The 15,818-nt window shown below is 75.4% G+C and carries 12 protein-coding genes; 8 read left to right on the top strand and 4 right to left on the bottom strand.

Annotation, left to right across the window (positions count from 1 at the left end; genetic code table 11):
* Positions 1–5 precede the first annotated feature (5 nt).
* On the bottom strand, positions 6–692 hold the full coding sequence (locus tag AC3RJ8_RS04390) for a response regulator transcription factor (protein WP_489714722.1): 687 nt from the start codon (positions 690–692) through the stop codon (positions 6–8).
* 141 nt (positions 693–833) lie between these two features.
* Between AC3RJ8_RS04390 and AC3RJ8_RS04385 the strand changes: the two genes are divergently transcribed.
* Genes AC3RJ8_RS04385 through AC3RJ8_RS04375 form a run of 3 tightly spaced genes read left to right on the top strand, consistent with a single transcriptional unit; the run spans position 834 to position 3,672 of the window.
* A complete protein-coding gene (locus AC3RJ8_RS04385) occupies positions 834–2,294 on the top strand; it encodes a sensor histidine kinase (protein WP_489714721.1) in 1,461 nt (486 codons plus the stop codon).
* Positions 2,291–2,962, top strand: a complete 672-nt coding sequence (locus AC3RJ8_RS04380; protein ID WP_489714720.1) for a response regulator — start codon at positions 2,291–2,293, stop codon at positions 2,960–2,962. Before AC3RJ8_RS04385 ends, AC3RJ8_RS04380 begins: the two co-directional genes overlap by 4 nt.
* Before the next feature lie 47 nt (positions 2,963–3,009).
* Positions 3,010–3,672: a hypothetical protein gene (locus tag AC3RJ8_RS04375; RefSeq protein WP_489714719.1), complete on the top strand. Its 663-nt coding sequence runs from the start codon at positions 3,010–3,012 to the stop codon at positions 3,670–3,672.
* Between the two features lie 124 nt (positions 3,673–3,796).
* Here AC3RJ8_RS04375 and AC3RJ8_RS04370 read toward each other — a convergent pair whose 3' ends face one another.
* On the bottom strand, positions 3,797–4,729 hold the full coding sequence (locus AC3RJ8_RS04370) for a hypothetical protein (RefSeq protein ID WP_489714718.1): 933 nt from the start codon (positions 4,727–4,729) through the stop codon (positions 3,797–3,799).
* Positions 4,730–5,114: 385 nt separating this feature from the next.
* Between AC3RJ8_RS04370 and AC3RJ8_RS04365 the strand changes: the two genes are divergently transcribed.
* From AC3RJ8_RS04365 to AC3RJ8_RS04355, 3 genes are all read left to right on the top strand, one after another.
* Entirely contained in the window at positions 5,115–5,930 is an 816-nt protein-coding gene (locus tag AC3RJ8_RS04365) for an ABC transporter ATP-binding protein (protein WP_489714717.1), read from the top strand.
* Positions 5,930–8,515, top strand: a complete 2,586-nt coding sequence (locus tag AC3RJ8_RS04360; RefSeq protein WP_489714716.1) for an ABC transporter permease — start codon at positions 5,930–5,932, stop codon at positions 8,513–8,515. The genes AC3RJ8_RS04365 and AC3RJ8_RS04360 overlap by 1 nt, the downstream gene beginning before the upstream one ends.
* 79 nt (positions 8,516–8,594) lie before the next feature.
* Positions 8,595–12,539, top strand: coding sequence for an FtsK/SpoIIIE domain-containing protein (locus AC3RJ8_RS04355; protein WP_489714715.1), 3,945 nt, complete (start codon positions 8,595–8,597; stop codon positions 12,537–12,539).
* 26 nt (positions 12,540–12,565) lie between these two features.
* On the opposite strand, the gene AC3RJ8_RS04350 is transcribed toward AC3RJ8_RS04355, so the two are convergent.
* Positions 12,566–12,997 (bottom strand): hypothetical protein, encoded by a 432-nt coding sequence (locus AC3RJ8_RS04350; RefSeq protein WP_489714714.1) that lies wholly within the window; start codon positions 12,995–12,997, stop codon positions 12,566–12,568.
* 226 nt (positions 12,998–13,223) lie between these two features.
* On the opposite strand from AC3RJ8_RS04350, the gene AC3RJ8_RS04345 reads away from it, so the two are divergent.
* Positions 13,224–13,472 carry a WhiB family transcriptional regulator gene (locus AC3RJ8_RS04345; protein WP_106267737.1) on the top strand — a complete coding sequence of 83 codons (249 nt, stop codon included), beginning with the start codon at positions 13,224–13,226 and terminating at the stop codon, positions 13,470–13,472.
* An 87-nt stretch (positions 13,473–13,559) separates the two neighbouring features.
* On the opposite strand, the gene AC3RJ8_RS04340 is transcribed toward AC3RJ8_RS04345, so the two are convergent.
* On the bottom strand, positions 13,560–15,035 hold the full coding sequence (locus AC3RJ8_RS04340; RefSeq protein WP_489714713.1) for a sensor histidine kinase: 1,476 nt from the start codon (positions 15,033–15,035) through the stop codon (positions 13,560–13,562).
* A 65-nt stretch (positions 15,036–15,100) separates the two neighbouring features.
* On the opposite strand from AC3RJ8_RS04340, the gene AC3RJ8_RS04335 reads away from it, so the two are divergent.
* The gene (locus AC3RJ8_RS04335; RefSeq protein WP_489714712.1) at positions 15,101–15,598 is read left to right on the top strand and encodes a DUF2505 domain-containing protein; all 498 of its coding nucleotides are present in this window, start codon (positions 15,101–15,103) and stop codon (positions 15,596–15,598) included.
* Positions 15,599–15,818 lie beyond the last annotated feature (220 nt).

Genomic DNA, 15,818 nt, shown 5'->3' with positions numbered 1-15,818 from the left:
GGAGGTCAGGCCTGCTGGCCGAGCTCGAACCGGAAGCCGAGGCCCCGGACCGTGGAGACGTACCGCGGTGCGTTCGCGTCGTCGCCGAGCTTGCGACGCAGCCAGGAGACGTGCATGTCGAGCGTCTTCGTCGACCCGACGGGGTCGGAGCCCCACACGTCACGCATGAGCGTGTCCCGCACGACGACGGAGCCCGCGTTGCCCACGAGCACCTTGAGCAGGTCGAACTCCTTGGTGGTCAGGTGCAGCTCGCGCTCGCCCTGGAACGCGCGGTGGGCCGCGACGTCGACGCGCACGTCCTGCGCGCGCAGCTCCTCGTCGTCCGCGGTCTCGCCGTGCGTGCGACGCAGCAGCGCCCGCACGCGAGCGAGCAGCTCGGCGAGCCGGAACGGCTTCGTCACGTAGTCGTCGGCACCGGCGTCGAGACCGACCACCAGGTCCACCTCGTCGGCGCGGGCGGTGAGCACCAGGATCGGGGTGCTGAGGCCCCTTCCGCGGATCTCCCGCGCGACGTCGAGGCCGTCGATGTCCGGCAGGCCGAGGTCCAGGACGACGATGTCCGCGTCCCCGGCGTTGTCGATCGCTCCTTGACCGGTCCCTTGCACGACGACGTCGTAACCCTCACGTGTGAGAGCCCGCGCCAAAGGCTCGGCAATCGCCGGGTCGTCCTCGGCCAGCAGTACGTGGGTCATTCCCTCATGCTAGCGGCAATGTGCCTGGTCCCGGCACGTCACGACACGGCGATCTCGTCAGTCCCAGGTGGCATGTCAGGATCTCCCGCGTCCCCCTGGGGGCGGACGCGCAGCACCGCCGACCTGCCTACCCTGACAGCCATGGGTTGGTCAGCGCGAGTCGCCGGGTGGTTCGAGCGCCACCGGTTCGTCATGGACGCCACCGGCACGGCGCTCTTCGGCCTCTTCGTCGCCGGCACGGCCTCCTCGTGGGACGGCTCGGACACCCGGGGGGTCTCCGTCCTCGCCTGGTCCCTGGCCACCGTCGCTCCCCTGGCCTGGCGGCGCACCCGGCCCGTGGCGTCGGCGGTCGCCGTGTACGCCGTGGCCCTCGCGCACCTGCTCGTCGGCCACCCCCTCCTCGTCCCCGCCGACTTCGCCGTCCTCGCCGCGCTGTGGGCCGTCACCGTCTACGGCCCGGGCTGGGCGCACATGACGGCCATCATCTCGACCGTCGTGGGCTCGTTCCTCATCGGTCCGGTCGTGGCGGTGCAGGAGCAGAGCACGGCATTCCTCCCCCAGCTCGCCTCTCTCAGCCTCTTCTGCACCCTCCTAGGTCTCGCCGTGTGGGCGCTCGCCCTCGTCCGCCGCCAACGACGGGTCACCCTCGACGCCCTGCGCGACCGCGCGGAACGCCTCGAGCTCGAGCGCGACCAGCAGGCCCGCATCGCCACGGCCGCGGAGCGCGCACGGATCGCGCGCGAGATGCACGACATCGTCGCCCACTCCCTGTCGATCGTCGTCGCCCAGGCGGACGGCGGCCGGTACGCCGCCACGAACGACCCCGCGGCAGCCGTGCGGTCCCTCGACGTGATCTCCGAGACCGGGCGGGCGGCGCTCGCCGACATGCGCCGGCTGCTCGGCGTCCTGCGGGAGGACGACGGTGGCCCCGGCGCCTCAGCACCCTGGCAGGAAGGCGGCGGGGTGACGACGGGCCACGGCACGCACCCCCCGGCACCCGGGCGGGCACGGCGCGCGGACGGCAGGCCCTCCGCCGACGGCGCGGCCCGGGCGGGCGACGCCTCGGCCGCCACGGTGCCGCCCGGGCGGGCGACGTCGTCGGGCACCGCGCCCCTCGCCCCGCAGCCTGACGACGCCGACCTGACGACCCTCGTGGCGCAGGCGCGCGACGCCGGCACGCGCGTCTCGCTGGTGCGCGTCGGCGTCGCGCGACGCCTGCCGCCCGGCGCCGGGCTGACGCTGCACCGCGTCACGCAGGAGGCGCTGAGCAACGTGCGCAAGCACGCCGGACCCGACCCGCGGGTGACCGTCGTGCTGCGCTGGGAGGCCGAGTCCGTCACGGTGGAGGTCGCCGACGACGGCCGCGGGGCGGCGGCCGGCGACGGCGAGGCGGGCTTCGGGCTGCTCGGGATGCGTGAGCGCGCGGCGATGTTCGGCGGCTCGGTGACGGCAGGTCCGCGCCCCGGTGGCGGCTGGCGGGTACGGTTCACGATGCCGGTGCCCGCCGCCGCCCCCGCGGTCCCCTCCGCGGCCGCGGGAAGTCCGGCGTCCCCCGTGCCGCCGGTGCACCCCGGCGCCCCTGACGACAAGGAGCCCGCATGACCGACGTCGTGAAGGTCGCGCTCGTCGACGACCAGCAGCTCGTGCGGGCCGGCTTCCGGATGGTCATCGACTCCCAGCCGGACCTCACCGTGGCGGTCGAGGCGTCGGACGGGGCCCAGGCGCTGCGCCTCCTCGCCGACCACCCCGTCGACGTCGTGCTCATGGACGTGCGCATGCCCACCATGGACGGCCTCACGGCGACCGGGCGGCTGACCGCCCGACCGGACGCACCGCGCGTCGTCGTGCTGACCACCTTCGACCTCGACGAGTACGTCCTCGAGGCGATCCGGGCCGGGGCCTCCGGGTTCCTGCTCAAGGACGCCCCGCCCGAGGAGATGCTGGGCGCCATCCGGACCGTGCACCGCGGCGACGCCGTCATCGCGCCCTCGTCCACGCGCCGGCTCCTGGAGCACCTCGTCACCGCGCTGCCGACGACGGCGGCGGGCCCGGCGCACCAGGCGCTCGGCGGGCTCACCGAGCGCGAGCGCGAGGTGCTGGTCCTCATGGCGCGGGGGCAGTCGAACACCGAGATCGCCGCCGAGCTGTTCGTCGCCGAGGCGACGGTCAAGACGCACGTGGGCCGGGTCCTGGCCAAGCTCGGCGCCCGCGACCGGGTGCAGGCCGTGGTCACCGCCTACGAGACCGGCCTGGTGCGTCCCGGGTCGTAGTACCGGGGCTCGCCCCCTCTCCCCTCGGCCTCCCCTACCCTGGGGCGGTGGTTGCTGACGTCCCCGCCTCCCCCGGGACCGAGCCGGAGGACGCCGAGGACCGGTGGCAGCGACGGTTCGCCGTCCCCGTGCTCGTCGCGGCCCTCGTGTCGGTCCCCGCCGTGTGGCTCACGCTCCTGGAGGATCCGTACGCCACGGTCGGCACCACCGTCAGCCTCCTGACCGGCGCGGTCCTCCTCGGCGAGACCGTCGTGCTCTTCGTCGTCTCCGACGACAAGCGCCGGTGGGTGCGCAAGAACCGGTGGCTGGTGATCGTCACGCTCGCCATCGTGGTCTCCGTGATCCTCGCGGTCGGTCCCACGCAGCTCCTGCGCCTCGTGCGCGCCGTCGGAGCGCTGCGGCTCCTGCGGGCCCGCCACATCGTGCGGGCCGGGCGCCGGCTGATGGACAACGCCTCCCTCGACACCCGCTGGGAACGGGTGGTGACGGGCGTCGTGATCGCCGTCGTCGCGGCGTTCGTCGCCGTCGTGCTGGCCGACCCCACGTCCCGCAGCCGCGCCCTGATCGAGGACCTGCTCGGTGCGCCCGCGTCCGTGTGGGCCGTCGTCGTCGCGGGCCTGCTCCTGGCCGGCGCGGTGTTCGTGCTGACCAGGTACCGGCCCCGCCGCGACGGCGACCCGCAGGTCGAGGAGTCCTCGACCCGAGCCTGAGACCGCCCAGCTGTCAGACCCTGGCAGGCGCACACCGCGACCAGGTTCTGACAACTCGCGGGTCCGCACCGTTGTCAGACCCTGGCAGGTGCATACCGCCACCAGGTTCTGACACGTCGACGGGCTACCAGCCGAGGTGACGGCGGACGATCGCCACCACGCGTCCCGGCTCGTGACGTGCCGCCATCGCCGGGAGCCGGATCCGGACCGTGGCCGCGTCGGCACCGATCTCGGCGTCCCGCAGCAGGTCGTCGTACCACCGGTCGCGCTCCAGGTGCCCGACGCCGTCCACCTCGACCACGAAGCGTCGCCCACCGCCGAGCCGCCACTCGACGTCGAGGAACCGCCGGCGGCCCCGGGCGTCCGTCCGGACGGACTGGCGGCTCGGCTCCGGAAGACCTGCGCCCCGGCACAACCGGGCGAGGTCGATCTCGGCGAGCGAGTCGGCACCACCGGCGATGTCCGCGAGCGCCAGTCGCATGGTGCGCCGGTGCCGGACCTGGCCGACGGCGTCGAGCACCCCGAACAGGTCGTCCGTCGAGGTGAGCCGCTGCTGCACGACGGCGGCCATCACGCCCGCGGCGGTCCGCCACGACCGCTGCCAGGCGGCCGCGTCGACGGCGGCGCGGGCGACGGTGTGCACGGGCAGCCCGTCCCGCGTGGTGACGTGCTCGTCGCACAGGCGGCGCGACTCGTGGACGACGAGCCAGCGGTACCGGTCGTGGGCCGATCCTCGGTCCACGACGAGGTGGACGGGTTCGCGGTGCCAACCCTGCAGGCGGTGCAGCTCCAGGGCCGTCCACGCCCCGATCACGCTGCCGGCCGGCGCCCCGAGGACCGCCGCCCACCTCCGCGCGGGTCGGGTGAGCGGTCCCCGGTGCGTCACCAGGACGGTGCCGCTGAGCGCTCGCCAGCGCAGGGCGCGCAGGTGGCACGCCACGTGGTCCGGCCCCACACCCAGCCGGGCGAGCTGTCCACGGGTCAGCACCATGTGCTGACGCCGGAGCACGTCCATCAGGCCCGGTACGGCCCTGTACACCTTCGCGGTCCCTGTCATGCCGACGCACGGTGCTCCCTTTCGGCGGGCCGCGACGTGGGGCCGGACGACCGCTGTGGACGAGCGCCGCCGTCGGCCCCCTGGGGGTGGCCTCCCCGCCCCGACCTGTCAGACCCACGACCCGGAACTCCCCCGGCATGTTCTGACAGCTCACGCGGCCCCGGACCTGTCAGACCCACGACTTCGTACACCGGCACGAGGTTCTGACAGGTCTCGGGGTGCCCCTCAGGGAGCTCTCAGGGTGGGTGTCATACCTGGGTATGACCTGGGCGGCGCCACGACCAGCCCGGGGACCGACGACGGCGCACCGGCCGGTCCGTAGCGTCGGTGGTGTCATCGAGCTCCCGTCCCGGGAGCCGCAGGAGCAAGCCCGTGGAGACACCTCGTGGACACCACCGTGTTCGTCCCCGTCACAGACACCGACACCCCCGGCACCGACCGGCTCGCCGTCAGGGCGCGTGGACTCACCAAGACCTACGGCTCCGGCGAGGCGCAGGTGCGCGCCCTGGACGGCGTGGACGTCGACTTCGCCGAGGGCCGGTTCACCGCGATCATGGGGCCCTCCGGCTCCGGCAAGTCCACGCTCATGCACCTGCTGGCCGGGCTCGACAGCGCGACGGCCGGACAGGCGTTCCTCGGGAGCACCGAGATCACCGGCCTCGGCGACAAGGCGCTCACCCGCCTGCGCCGGGACCGCGTGGGCTTCGTGTTCCAGCAGTTCAACCTGCTGCCGATGTTCTCCGCGCGCGACAACATCACGCTGCCCCTCGAGCTCGCAGGCGCGAAGGCCGACGCCGGGTGGTTCGACACGCTCGCGCGCACCCTCGGCCTCGAGCAGCGGCTCGAGCACCGCCCGAGCGAGCTCTCGGGCGGGCAGCAGCAGCGGGTCGCCATCGCCCGCGCCCTCATCGCCCAGCCCGAGGTCGTCTTCGCCGACGAACCGACCGGCAACCTGGACTCGCGCTCCGGTGCCGAGGTGCTCAGCTTCCTGCGTCGCTCCGTGCGCGAGCTGGGCCGCACGATCATCATGGTCACGCACGACCCGGCCGCCGCCGCCTACGCCGACCGCGTGGTCCTCATCGCCGACGGCCGCATCGCGGGCGAGATCAGCGACCCCACGCCCGAGGCCGTCCTCGCCGGCCTCGACGCGCTGCGGTCCCTCGAGGGCCCCGTGGCCGACGACGCGCAGGCGGGTGCCTGATGCTGCGGATCACCCTGGCGCAGATGCGCCGCAGCACCGGCCGGCTCGCGGCCGCCGGCATCGCGATCGTCATCGGCACGGCGTTCGTCGCCGCGACGCTGCTGGCGGGCGACGTCGTCACCCGCACGACCTACGACTCGATCGCCGCCCGGTACGCCGACGCCGACCTGGTGGTCGGCGCGACCCAGGAGGACCCGGTCACGGACGTCGCCGCCCTCGACGCGATCGACGGCGTGGACGCCGTGGCCCCGATGAGCAGCACCTACGCCGAGCTGTCCGCGGGGTCGCGGTCCGTCTTCCAGACCATCATCCCCACCGCCGACGACCGGCTCATGCCGATGGTCGCGACGGTCGGGTCGATGCCCACGCAGGCCGACGAGATCGCGCTCCCGCAGGACGTCGCCGAGCGCCTCGGCGTCGAGACCGGCGAGCGCGTCAACCTGAACCGCGACGTGCCCACCGAGGACGGCGGCTGGGAGCGGGTGACCGTCCGACCGGTCGTCGTCGGGATCCTCGACGACCCGTACGGCGCGTACTCGCAGACGGGTGGTGCCGCCGTCGTCGACGCCGACACCGTCGCGTCGTGGAGCGCCGAGGACTACGGCGGCGAGGTGGGAGCCGTGGAGGTCGCGGTCGCCGTCTCGCCCGGTGCCGACGTCGCCGCCGTCCAGGGGGCGCTGGCCACCGCGGTGGGCGGCACGACCGACCTCGACGACGCCCGCTGGGTGGTGCCGACCGACGAGCGGGCCGCCGCCGTGGCAGCGAGCCTGACCGGCGGCCAGGACCTGATGTTCCTCATCTTCGTGCTGACCTTCGCCGCGATCGCCCTCGTCGTGGCCGGTCTGGTCATCGCCAACACCTTCCAGGTGCTGGTCGCCCAGCGTGCCCGCACCCTGGCACTGCTGCGGTGCGTCGGGGCGAACAAGGGGCAGGTGGGCCGCGGGGTGCTCACCGAGGCCGCGATCCTGGGTGCTGTCGCGTCGGTCGCCGGAGTGCTGCTCGGCGCGGCGCTCGGGCAGGGTGCCCTCTGGGTCGCCGGCACGATGGACCTGCCGGTGCCGCTGCCCGACAGCATCACCGTGACCTGGCAGGTCGTGGTGGTCCCCGTGCTCGTCGGCACGCTCGTGACCGTGGGTGCGGCGCTCGTCCCCGCCCGGGTCGCGACGCGGGTCGCTCCGCTGGCGGCGCTGCGTCCCGCCGACGCCCCCTCCGCCTCGCGCCGGGCGGGCCGCGTCCGCCTGGTGCTGTCGATGCTGGCCGCCGTGCTCGGCTTCGCGCTGCTCGGCCTGGGCGCGGCGCTCGGCACGGTGGCGCAGGAGCCCACGTTCGGTCTCCTGGCCGGGATCGCCGGCGGTGCGCTGTCGTTCGTCGGCGTGGCGGTCGGTGCCGTCTTCTGGCTGCCGAAGGTCGCGGCGCTCGCCGGCCGGCTGGTCGGGGCCTCGGGCCCGACGGCGCGGCTCGCCAGCGCCAACACCTTGCGCAACCCGCGGCGCACGGCGACGACCAGCACCGCCCTGCTCATCGGTGTGACGCTCGTGGCGATGATGTCCACGGGGGCGGCCAGCGCCCGGACCTCGCTGACGTCGGCGCTCGACGAGCAGTTCCCGGTGGACGTCGAGGTGTCGAGCTCAACCTACGACGAGGAAGGCGCCAGGACGGCGCTGTCGGACGGCCTGCGTGCCGACGTCGCGGGCGTGGCCGACGTCGCGGCGATCACCGACCTGACCGACGTGTCGCTGGGCGTCCCGGAGATCGTCGACCCGGACGGCGAGCCCGTCTCGGTGGACTTCACGGCACTCGACCCGGGCGCCGGCCGCGAGGTGCTGAACGCGCCCGACCACATCGACGGCCTGGCGCCCGGCACCGCTCTGATGGGCTATGCCAACGCCGAGTCGCTGGAGCTCGCCGACGGCGACCGGCTGACGCTCGCCGGTGCCGACGGCACGGCCACGTTCACCGTCGCGGTGAACGAGGTGGAGCCCTACCTCAACTACCTCGCTGCCGACGACCTGCCCCAGGTGCAGGCGGCCACGGTGGTCACCGCGATGTACGTGGCCCTCGCGGACTCGGCGGATGCCGCCGGCACCGTCGCGACCATCCAGGACGTCGTCTCGGACTCCGGCGAGTCGGCCCAGGTCACGGGGATCGCGGTCGAGCGCGCCATGTACGACGAGGTGATCGACACGGCGCTGGCGATCGTCCTGGGCCTGCTGGCGGTCGCGGTGGTCATCGCGCTCATCGGCGTGGCGAACACCCTGTCGCTGTCCGTGATCGAGCGGCGCAAGGAGTCCGCGACGCTGCGCGCGATCGGCCTGTCGAAGGCCCAGCTGCGCGGGATGCTGGCGATCGAGGGCCTGCTCATCGCGGGTGTGGGTGCGGTGCTCGGCATCGTGCTGGGGCTGGTGTACGGCTGGGGCGGCTCGGCCGCGGCGCTGGGGATCATGGGTGACGTCACCCTCACGGTCCCCTGGCTCGACGTGGCGCTGGTCCTGGTGATCGCCCTGGCGGCCGGCCTGGTCGCCTCGGTGGCCCCGGCCCGCACGGCGCTCAAGGCCTCCCCGGTGGAGGCGCTCGCCGCGGACTGAGCCTCCGCTCCCGCCGGCGTCGTCCACACCCTGTGGACGGCGTCGGCGGTCGTGCGTCCGACGGCGGCAGGCTGCTCCCATGCCCGTTGGACTCACGCTGCACCCCGCCGAGGACGTCGAGCTGCCGGAGGGTGTCCGGCTCGGCGACCTCCGCGCTCCCCTGGCCGAGCTCGTCCGCCGCCCCGAGCTTCGGCACGCCCGTCTCGAGGCCGACGGCACCCCGGTGGACGACGACGCGGTCGTCGGCCGTCGCCCGCTCCTGCCGGGTGCGACGCTGCGGGTCGCCCCCGCGGGCGGAGGGCGCACCGAGGCCCCCGACCTCGCCGCCCTGCGCAGCCCCTGGCTCGTCACCCCGACCACCGGACCCGATGCCGGGGAGGCGCTGCCGCTCGCGCCCGGCCGGCCGGTCGTCCTGCCCGGCACGGACCTGCGCGTCACCGTGCGGCTCGACGCCCGCCGCCCTGCCCGGGTCCGGGTGCACGGGCGCCTGCACCGGGCGTCCGGACGCCGGTGGCCGGCCGTGCCGGGCACCGGGGCACGCGCCGCGCTCGTCAGGGCCGACGGCGACCGCGAGCGCCGCCGCCCCGTGGGCCCGCTGGGCCGCCGGTGGCGGCCCGGCCCCCTGCTGGAGGCGGGCGGACGCCGGTACGCGCTGCACCGGTCCGGCGACGTCGCCACGTGGCTCGCCCCGCCCGCCGCCGATCCCGTGCCGTCGCCGCCGGTGAACCCCGCGATGCTGCTCACCGGGCTGGTGCCGGTCCTGGGGTCGGTGGCCCTGGCCGTCATGCTGCGCCAACCCCTGTACGCGCTGTTCTCCCTCGTGGCGGTCGTCGCGCTGGTGCCGCAGGTCGTGGCGGCCGTCCGTCGTCGGCGGGCGGCGCGCGAGGAGCCGGCCGGTGGCGTCCCGCAGGCGCCCCCGCCCGGCACCGCCCCCGGCCGGACGGCAGCCCGGGTGGCCGCCGCGCACCAGGCCTCCGCGGTGGCCTGGCGCCAGGCGCTCGACAGCCTGTCCGCCCAGGCGCGCTCGACCTCGCAGCCGGTCGTGCCCACGGCGCCCGCCCCGCACGACCTGCTGCCCGACGGTGCGCTCGCCGTGCGGGGGCCGGCCGGCGCCGCCCGGGCCGCCGCACGCGCCGTCGTCGTCGATCTCGCCGCCGCCGGGGCGGACGTGCAGGTGACAGGCGCGGGACGCGGTGCGTGGGCGTGGGCCCGCTGGCTCTCCCCGGGCGCGGGTACCCCGGAGGCCGTGGACCGTGTCCTGGTGGTCGACGATCCCGACCAGGACGCCCGGTCCGCCGCGGAGGAGGCCGCCCGGTCCGGCCACGCCGTGGTGCTGTGCCTGCCGCACGAGCCGGGTGGACCGGAGGTCGCCGCCCCGTCGTGGTGCCGTGCCACGCTGCGCGTCGTCCCCGGCGGACTGGTGCACCGCACCGCACCGGACGGGACCGACGGCACGGTGCCGTACGTCGGCGTCTCCACCGGCTGGGCCGAGCGCACCGCTCGACGCCTGGCGGGCCTGCGGGCCCTGCGGCGCTCGTTGCGCGACCTCGACACCGCCGCACGGTCCGGGCCGGTCGCGACCGCGACGGAGTCGGACGAGGCGGACGCCACGGCGGCCGGCCTGCCCGGCGTCGTGCCCCTCGGCGACCTGCTCGACGGCTCGGACCCGGCACGGCGGTGGGCGGACGCGTCCGGCTGGCGGGTACCCCTCGGTGTGGACGCCGCGGGCAGCGCCGTGGAGCTCGACCTCGTCGCCGACGGACCCCACCTGCTGGTCGCCGGGACCACGGGCGCGGGCAAGTCCGAGCTCCTGCAGTCGCTCGTGCTGGGTCTGGCCCTGACCCGCTCCCCCACCGACCTGACCCTCGCGCTGGTCGACTTCAAGGGCGGTGCGTCCTTCGGGGCGTGCGCCGACCTGCCGCACGTCGTCGGCCAGGTCACCGACCTGGAACCGGGGCTGGCGGGGCGCGCCCTCGCCGGCCTGCGCGCCGAGCTCCACCGCCGCGAGCGGGTGCTCGCCGAGCACCGGATCGCGTCGCTCGACGACGCCCCGCCGGGCACGCTGCCGAGGCTCGTCGTGGTGATCGACGAGTTCCGGGCGCTGGCCGACGACCTGCCGGACTTCCTGCCCGGCCTGCTGCGGGTCGCCGCGCAGGGCCGGTCCCTGGGGGTCCACCTCGTGCTCGCGACGCAGCGACCGTCGGGCGCCGTCAGCACCGACGTCCGCGCCAACGTCTCGACGCGGATCGCGCTGCGCGTCGTGGACGCCGCCGACTCCCACGACGTGGTGGGCACGGCGGCGGCCGCCCGCATCCCGGTCGGCACCCCGGGCCGCGCCGTGCTGCGCGTCGGCTCCGCGCCGCCCGTCGCCCTGCAGTGCGCCCACGCGGGGACCCTGCCCGACGGCGGCGGGCCCGTCGTGCGGCGAGCGCCCACCTGGGGCCGCGCGACGGTCGGCCCGCCGACAGCGGCTGGGCCGGTGCCCGGGCCCAGCGCCGCCCCCACGGGCGGAGCCGGTCCGGTCGGCTCGACGGTGCGGGCGGTGCGCCGCGCCGCCGCCCGTCGGGGCCACCGCCCCGGCCCCGCGCCGTGGCTTCCTCCGCTGCCCGTCCGGGCGACCGAGGCGGACCTGGCGCCGGACCTCCCGGCGTCGGACGAGCAACCCGGCGGCCTGCCGCTCGCGCTCGCCGACGACCCGGACCGCCAGCGACGGGTCCTGGTGCGCTGGCACCCGCGCAGCGGGCACCTCGCCGTCGTCGGTGCCACCCGGTCCGGCCGCACGACGGCGCTCGTGTCGCTCGCCGCCGCCGCGCTCGCGCGCGGCCTGCACGTGCACGTGCTCGCACCGCCGGCAGCGGCGGCGGCCTTCGCGGACCTCGCCCGGCATCCCGGGCTGGGGACCGTGACCGGACCTGACGACCCGCGCCGCGCCCGTCGCGTGCTGCGCCTCGTCGACAGGTCGCCGGAACCGGGTGCCGGCACCCCGTCGACGCTCGTCGTCGTGGACCAGGTCGACGAGCTGCGGGCGGCGCTCGCCGGACGCGACCCGTGGGACCCGCTCGTCTCCGCGCTCACCGCCGGCGCGGCGGCCTTCGCCCTGTCCGCCGACTCGGCGACCGTCGGCGGGGTGGCCGCACGGGTCGGGCCGCGTCTCGTCCTGCTCGGCACCGACCAGCACGAGGACGTCATGCGCGGAGCACCCGCGGGGCTCGCCGGAGGCGGCGGCCCACCCGGCCGTGCCGCGTGGCTCGGGCCCGGTGCCCCGCTGGGCTGCCAGGTGCTCGCGCCGTCGGTGCCGGCCGCCACGGCCGCGCACCGAGGGCACACCGGCCCCGTCCGGGTTGAACCGCTGCCCGCGCGGCTGACGTGGGACGACCTCGCCCGCGAGCACGGTGCCGACGCCGATACCGGTGCTGAGGGCCCTCGCTGCCCGGTCGTGATCGGGGTGGGTGACGACGGCGCGGTGCCCGTCGTCCTCGACGTGGCCGCCGGGGCGCTGGTCGTCGGTCCACGGGGTGCGGGCCGGTCGACGGTGCTGCGCACGGTGGTGCGCTCACTGTCGGCACGGGGACGGCTCGTCGCCGTGGTGTCCCGCGACGCCCTGCTGCGGTCCGAGCCGGGCGGCCACACGGCGACCGCCCCCACACCGTCGGCGGTGCGTCGGCTGGTCGAAGGCCTGCCGACGGCCGGTCCCGGGAGGCCGACCGTCGTCGTCGACGACCTCGACGCGCTCGCCCAGGCGTGCCCCGTGGAGATCGAGCAGCTCGGGGCGCTCGTCGACGACGGCCGGGTCGCGCTGGTCGCGTCCGCCACCACCCAGGGGGCCCTCATGGCGCACCGTGGCCCGCTGGCCGAGCTGCGCGCACGGCGTCACGGCGTCGTGCTGGCAGCCGGGAGTCGCGAGGCCGACGAGGTGCTCGGCACGCCGCTCGGAGAGGTCGCCGATCCCGGTCCCCCGCGGCCCGGCCGCGGCGCGCTCGTGCGGGAGGGCGCGGCCGTCGCGCTGCAGGCCGCCGGGCCGTGAGGTCGCCCCGGCCGCTCGGCGACCCGTCAGCCGGAGGTGTACGCCACCACCTGGCGCGTCATGAGCCCCGCGAAGGACCCGACCGCCAGCAGGATCAGCATGATGCCGCCCACGACGGCGACCGTCGCACCGCCGGTCAGCAGCGAGACACCGATGATCCCCTGGAAGACCTGCCACCCCGCGACGGGGGCTCGGCCGCGCCGGCTGCCACGCCACAGGGCACGGGCGCAGCCGACGAGGAGCCCCGCCAGCCCGAGGAAGAACACCACGACGAAGACGCTGACGCCGAGGCTCGTGGAGCCGCCGCCCACCAGCTCGACGAGCACGGCACCGGCGAACACGACCATGGCGGCCGCCTCGAGGCCCACGGCCGCCAGCACGCCGAGCAGCACCCGGGGGGCGGGACGTCGCGGTCCGACCGGGCCGGGCTCGGGCGAGGGGGTGACAGGAGCGGGCATGACACGTCAGGATACGGCGGTGGCGAAACTTTGTGCAGTGTGATGAAACCCTCAGGGTTCACGGCGTAGAAATCTCGCCGTAACCCCTTGTGCGCACCTTCACGAGGTGTGATTCTGGACAGAGATTCCGAACCCCCCTGAACGATCCGCCCCGGAGACGGCTGCCTCTCGGCATGCCCGGCCGCGCGCCGCCCGGGACCGATCACGGACCAATTGAGGAGATGACATGGACTGGCGCCACAAGGCAGCCTGCCTCGACGAGGACCCGGAGCTCTTCTTCCCCATCGGCAACACCGGCCCCGCCCTCATGCAGATCGAGGAGGCCAAGGCCGTCTGCCGGCGCTGCGACGTCGTCGACAACTGCCTCAAGTGGGCCATGGAGTCCGGGCAGGACGCCGGCGTCTGGGGCGGCATGAGCGAGGACGAGCGCCGCGCCCTCAAGCGCCGCACCGCACGCGCCCGCCGGGCCGGCTGACCCCGTCCCGGGCTCGAAGGGCTCTCTGCTCCTGGTGAGCAGGGAGCCCTTCGGCGTCTGCCGGCCGTACCGCCGCAGCGATGGCCCTCAGCGGTGCCCCTCGCCCCGCAACCTCACCTGCAGGACCACCTCGGTGCCTCCACCCTCGCGCGGGCCCCAGTCGATGGTGCCGCGCAGCTCGTTCACGACCAGCGTCTTGACGATCTGCGACCCCAGGCCGCTGCGGGAGGCCCTGCCGAGCTCGTCGATCCCGTCGCGCATCCCCACGCCGTCGTCCGCCACGAGCACCCGCAGCGACGAGTCCACGCGCTCGACGTCGATCGACACCGTGCCGGTCTCCTGCCCCGGGAAGCCGTGCTCGACGGCGTTGGTCACGAGCTCGGTGAGCACCAGCGCGAGCGGGGTCGCGTCCTGGGCGGGCACGAGCCCGAAGGACCCGCTCTGCCGCGTGCTGATCTGCGCACGGGTGGACGCGACGTCGGCCGCGAGGCGCAGCGCACGCTTGAGCATGTCGTCCAGCTCGACGCTCTCGTCGAGCGTCTGGGACAACGACTCGTGCACCAGCGAGATGGTGGCCACCCGCCGCATCGCCTCCTCGAGCGCGGCCCGCGCCTCCGGCACCTCCATGCGTCGCGCCTGCAGGCGCAGCAGGGCCGCGACGGTGGCGAGGTTGTTCTTGACGCGGTGGTGGATCTCGCGGATCGTCGCGTCCTTGGTCATGAGCTCGCGCTCACGGCGGCGCAGCTCGGACACGTCCCGGCACAGCAGGACCGCGCCGATCCGCTGCCCACGGTCCGTCAGCGGCAGCGCGCGCAACGACAGGGCCACGCGCCCGGCCTCGATGTCGGTGCGCCAGGGCGCACGGCCCATCACCACGAGCGGCAACGACTCGTCGACGGTGCTCTGCTGCTCGGCGATCCCGGCGGTCACCTCGACGAGGGACTGACCCACGAGCGGGCCGATGACGCCGAGGCGGTGGAAGCAGGACAGGGCGTTCGGGCTGGCGTACAGCACCTCACCCTCGGAGTTGAGGCGGATCAGCCCGTCACCGACCCGCGGCGCCCCGCGGCGCGGCCCGGTCGCCGCGTTGGGCGACGGGTACTCGCCGCGCCCGATCATCGCGAGCAGGTCGTCCGCGGACTCCACGTAGTTGAGCTCGAGCCGGCTCGGCGTGCGCCCCGACCCCAGGTTCGTCTGCCGGGCGACGACGGCGATCGCGCGGCCGTCGTGCACCACGGGCACGGCCTCCTCCCGCACCGCGTAGGCGCCGAACCAGCGCGGCTCGCGCGAGCGCTGGGCACGTGCCTCGTGCATCGCGGCGGTGAGCTGCGGGCGCTGCCCCTCGGGGGCGAAGGAACCCACGACGTCGTCGTAGTGGACCGTGGCCCCGGTGCTGGGCCGGCACTGCGCGACGGCGACGAACCGGCCGTCGGCGGTGGGCAGCCACAGCACGAGGTCGGCGAAGGCGAGGTCGGAGACGATCTGCCAGTCACCGACGAGCAGGTGGAGCCACTCGAGGTCCCCTCCGGCCAGCTCGGCGTGCTCGGCGATCAGATCACTCATGGCGGACACGCCCACCAGCGTACGGGGCACTCCGCGGCTCGGGGCACGCCGGTAGGGTGTGGGACGTGCACCTGACCGTGGAGCAGACCTATCCGGCGGACGTGTCCGCCGTGGCCGCCATGCTCAGCGACGCGGAGTTCGTCCGCTGGCGGAGCGGCCGCTCGGACGCCGGTGCCGCCTCCCAGGTGGACGTCACGGGAGACCCGGCGTCGGGGTTCACGGTGTCGTTGCGGCGCACCCTGCCCACGGACCTCATCCCCGCCCAGGTCCGGCAGCTCGTCGGCGACCACCTCGAGGTGCGCCAGGCCGAGGCGTGGGAGCCGGAGCGGGCGGGCCGTCACGTGGGGACCGTCGCGGTGGAGATCGCCGGCGCCCCTGTCCGCATGACCGGGTCGTTGCGGCTCGAGCCGGTCTCCGACGGCACCCGGGTGGTCTACGACGGAGAGGTCAAGACCTCGCTGCCGGTGTTCTCCTCGACCGTCGAGGAGGCCGCTGCCCGAGCCGTCCGACGCACCCTGGAGGCGGAGGAGCAGGCCGGTCGGGAGTGGTTGTCCCAGGCCTGACCCGGGGTCGCCGGCGTCGGCGCACGGGCCACGGACCGCGGCGCCATCCTGCCGCGATGCCGCACACGCATCACGGTTTGGTCACGGGAGCGCTCCCAACACGTCGCTGACCTGCGAAGACACGGTGGGGCGAGATCACCGTCCCGCATCGTTCGCCCACAGGGCTTGACGTAGAACGCGGACGACGGAAGCATCATGGTCGGTCGTGGAAGCGCTACCA

Source organism: Isoptericola sp. MSGPD8_1_ISO-PGPR-S23-394, from assembly GCF_058072785.1.
Note: the sequence above shows the minus strand (reverse complement) of the source record. Positions and strands in the feature narration are given on the sequence as shown.

What these genes read in the sequence shown, in the direction of transcription:
- AC3RJ8_RS04390 (WP_489714722.1), bottom strand. Translation starts at nt 692, where the DNA reads ATGACCCACGTACTGCTGGCCGAGGACGACCCGGCGATTGCCGAGCCT.
- AC3RJ8_RS04385 (WP_489714721.1), top strand. Translation starts at nt 834, where the DNA reads ATGGGTTGGTCAGCGCGAGTCGCCGGGTGGTTCGAGCGCCACCGGTTC.
- AC3RJ8_RS04380 (WP_489714720.1), top strand. Translation starts at nt 2,291, where the DNA reads ATGACCGACGTCGTGAAGGTCGCGCTCGTCGACGACCAGCAGCTCGTG.
- AC3RJ8_RS04370 (WP_489714718.1), bottom strand. Translation starts at nt 4,729, where the DNA reads ATGACAGGGACCGCGAAGGTGTACAGGGCCGTACCGGGCCTGATGGAC.
- AC3RJ8_RS04360 (WP_489714716.1), top strand. Translation starts at nt 5,930, where the DNA reads ATGCTGCGGATCACCCTGGCGCAGATGCGCCGCAGCACCGGCCGGCTC.
- AC3RJ8_RS04355 (WP_489714715.1), top strand. Translation starts at nt 8,595, where the DNA reads ATGCCCGTTGGACTCACGCTGCACCCCGCCGAGGACGTCGAGCTGCCG.
- AC3RJ8_RS04350 (WP_489714714.1), bottom strand. Translation starts at nt 12,997, where the DNA reads ATGCCCGCTCCTGTCACCCCCTCGCCCGAGCCCGGCCCGGTCGGACCG.
- AC3RJ8_RS04345 (WP_106267737.1), top strand. Translation starts at nt 13,224, where the DNA reads ATGGACTGGCGCCACAAGGCAGCCTGCCTCGACGAGGACCCGGAGCTC.
- AC3RJ8_RS04340 (WP_489714713.1), bottom strand. Translation starts at nt 15,035, where the DNA reads ATGAGTGATCTGATCGCCGAGCACGCCGAGCTGGCCGGAGGGGACCTC.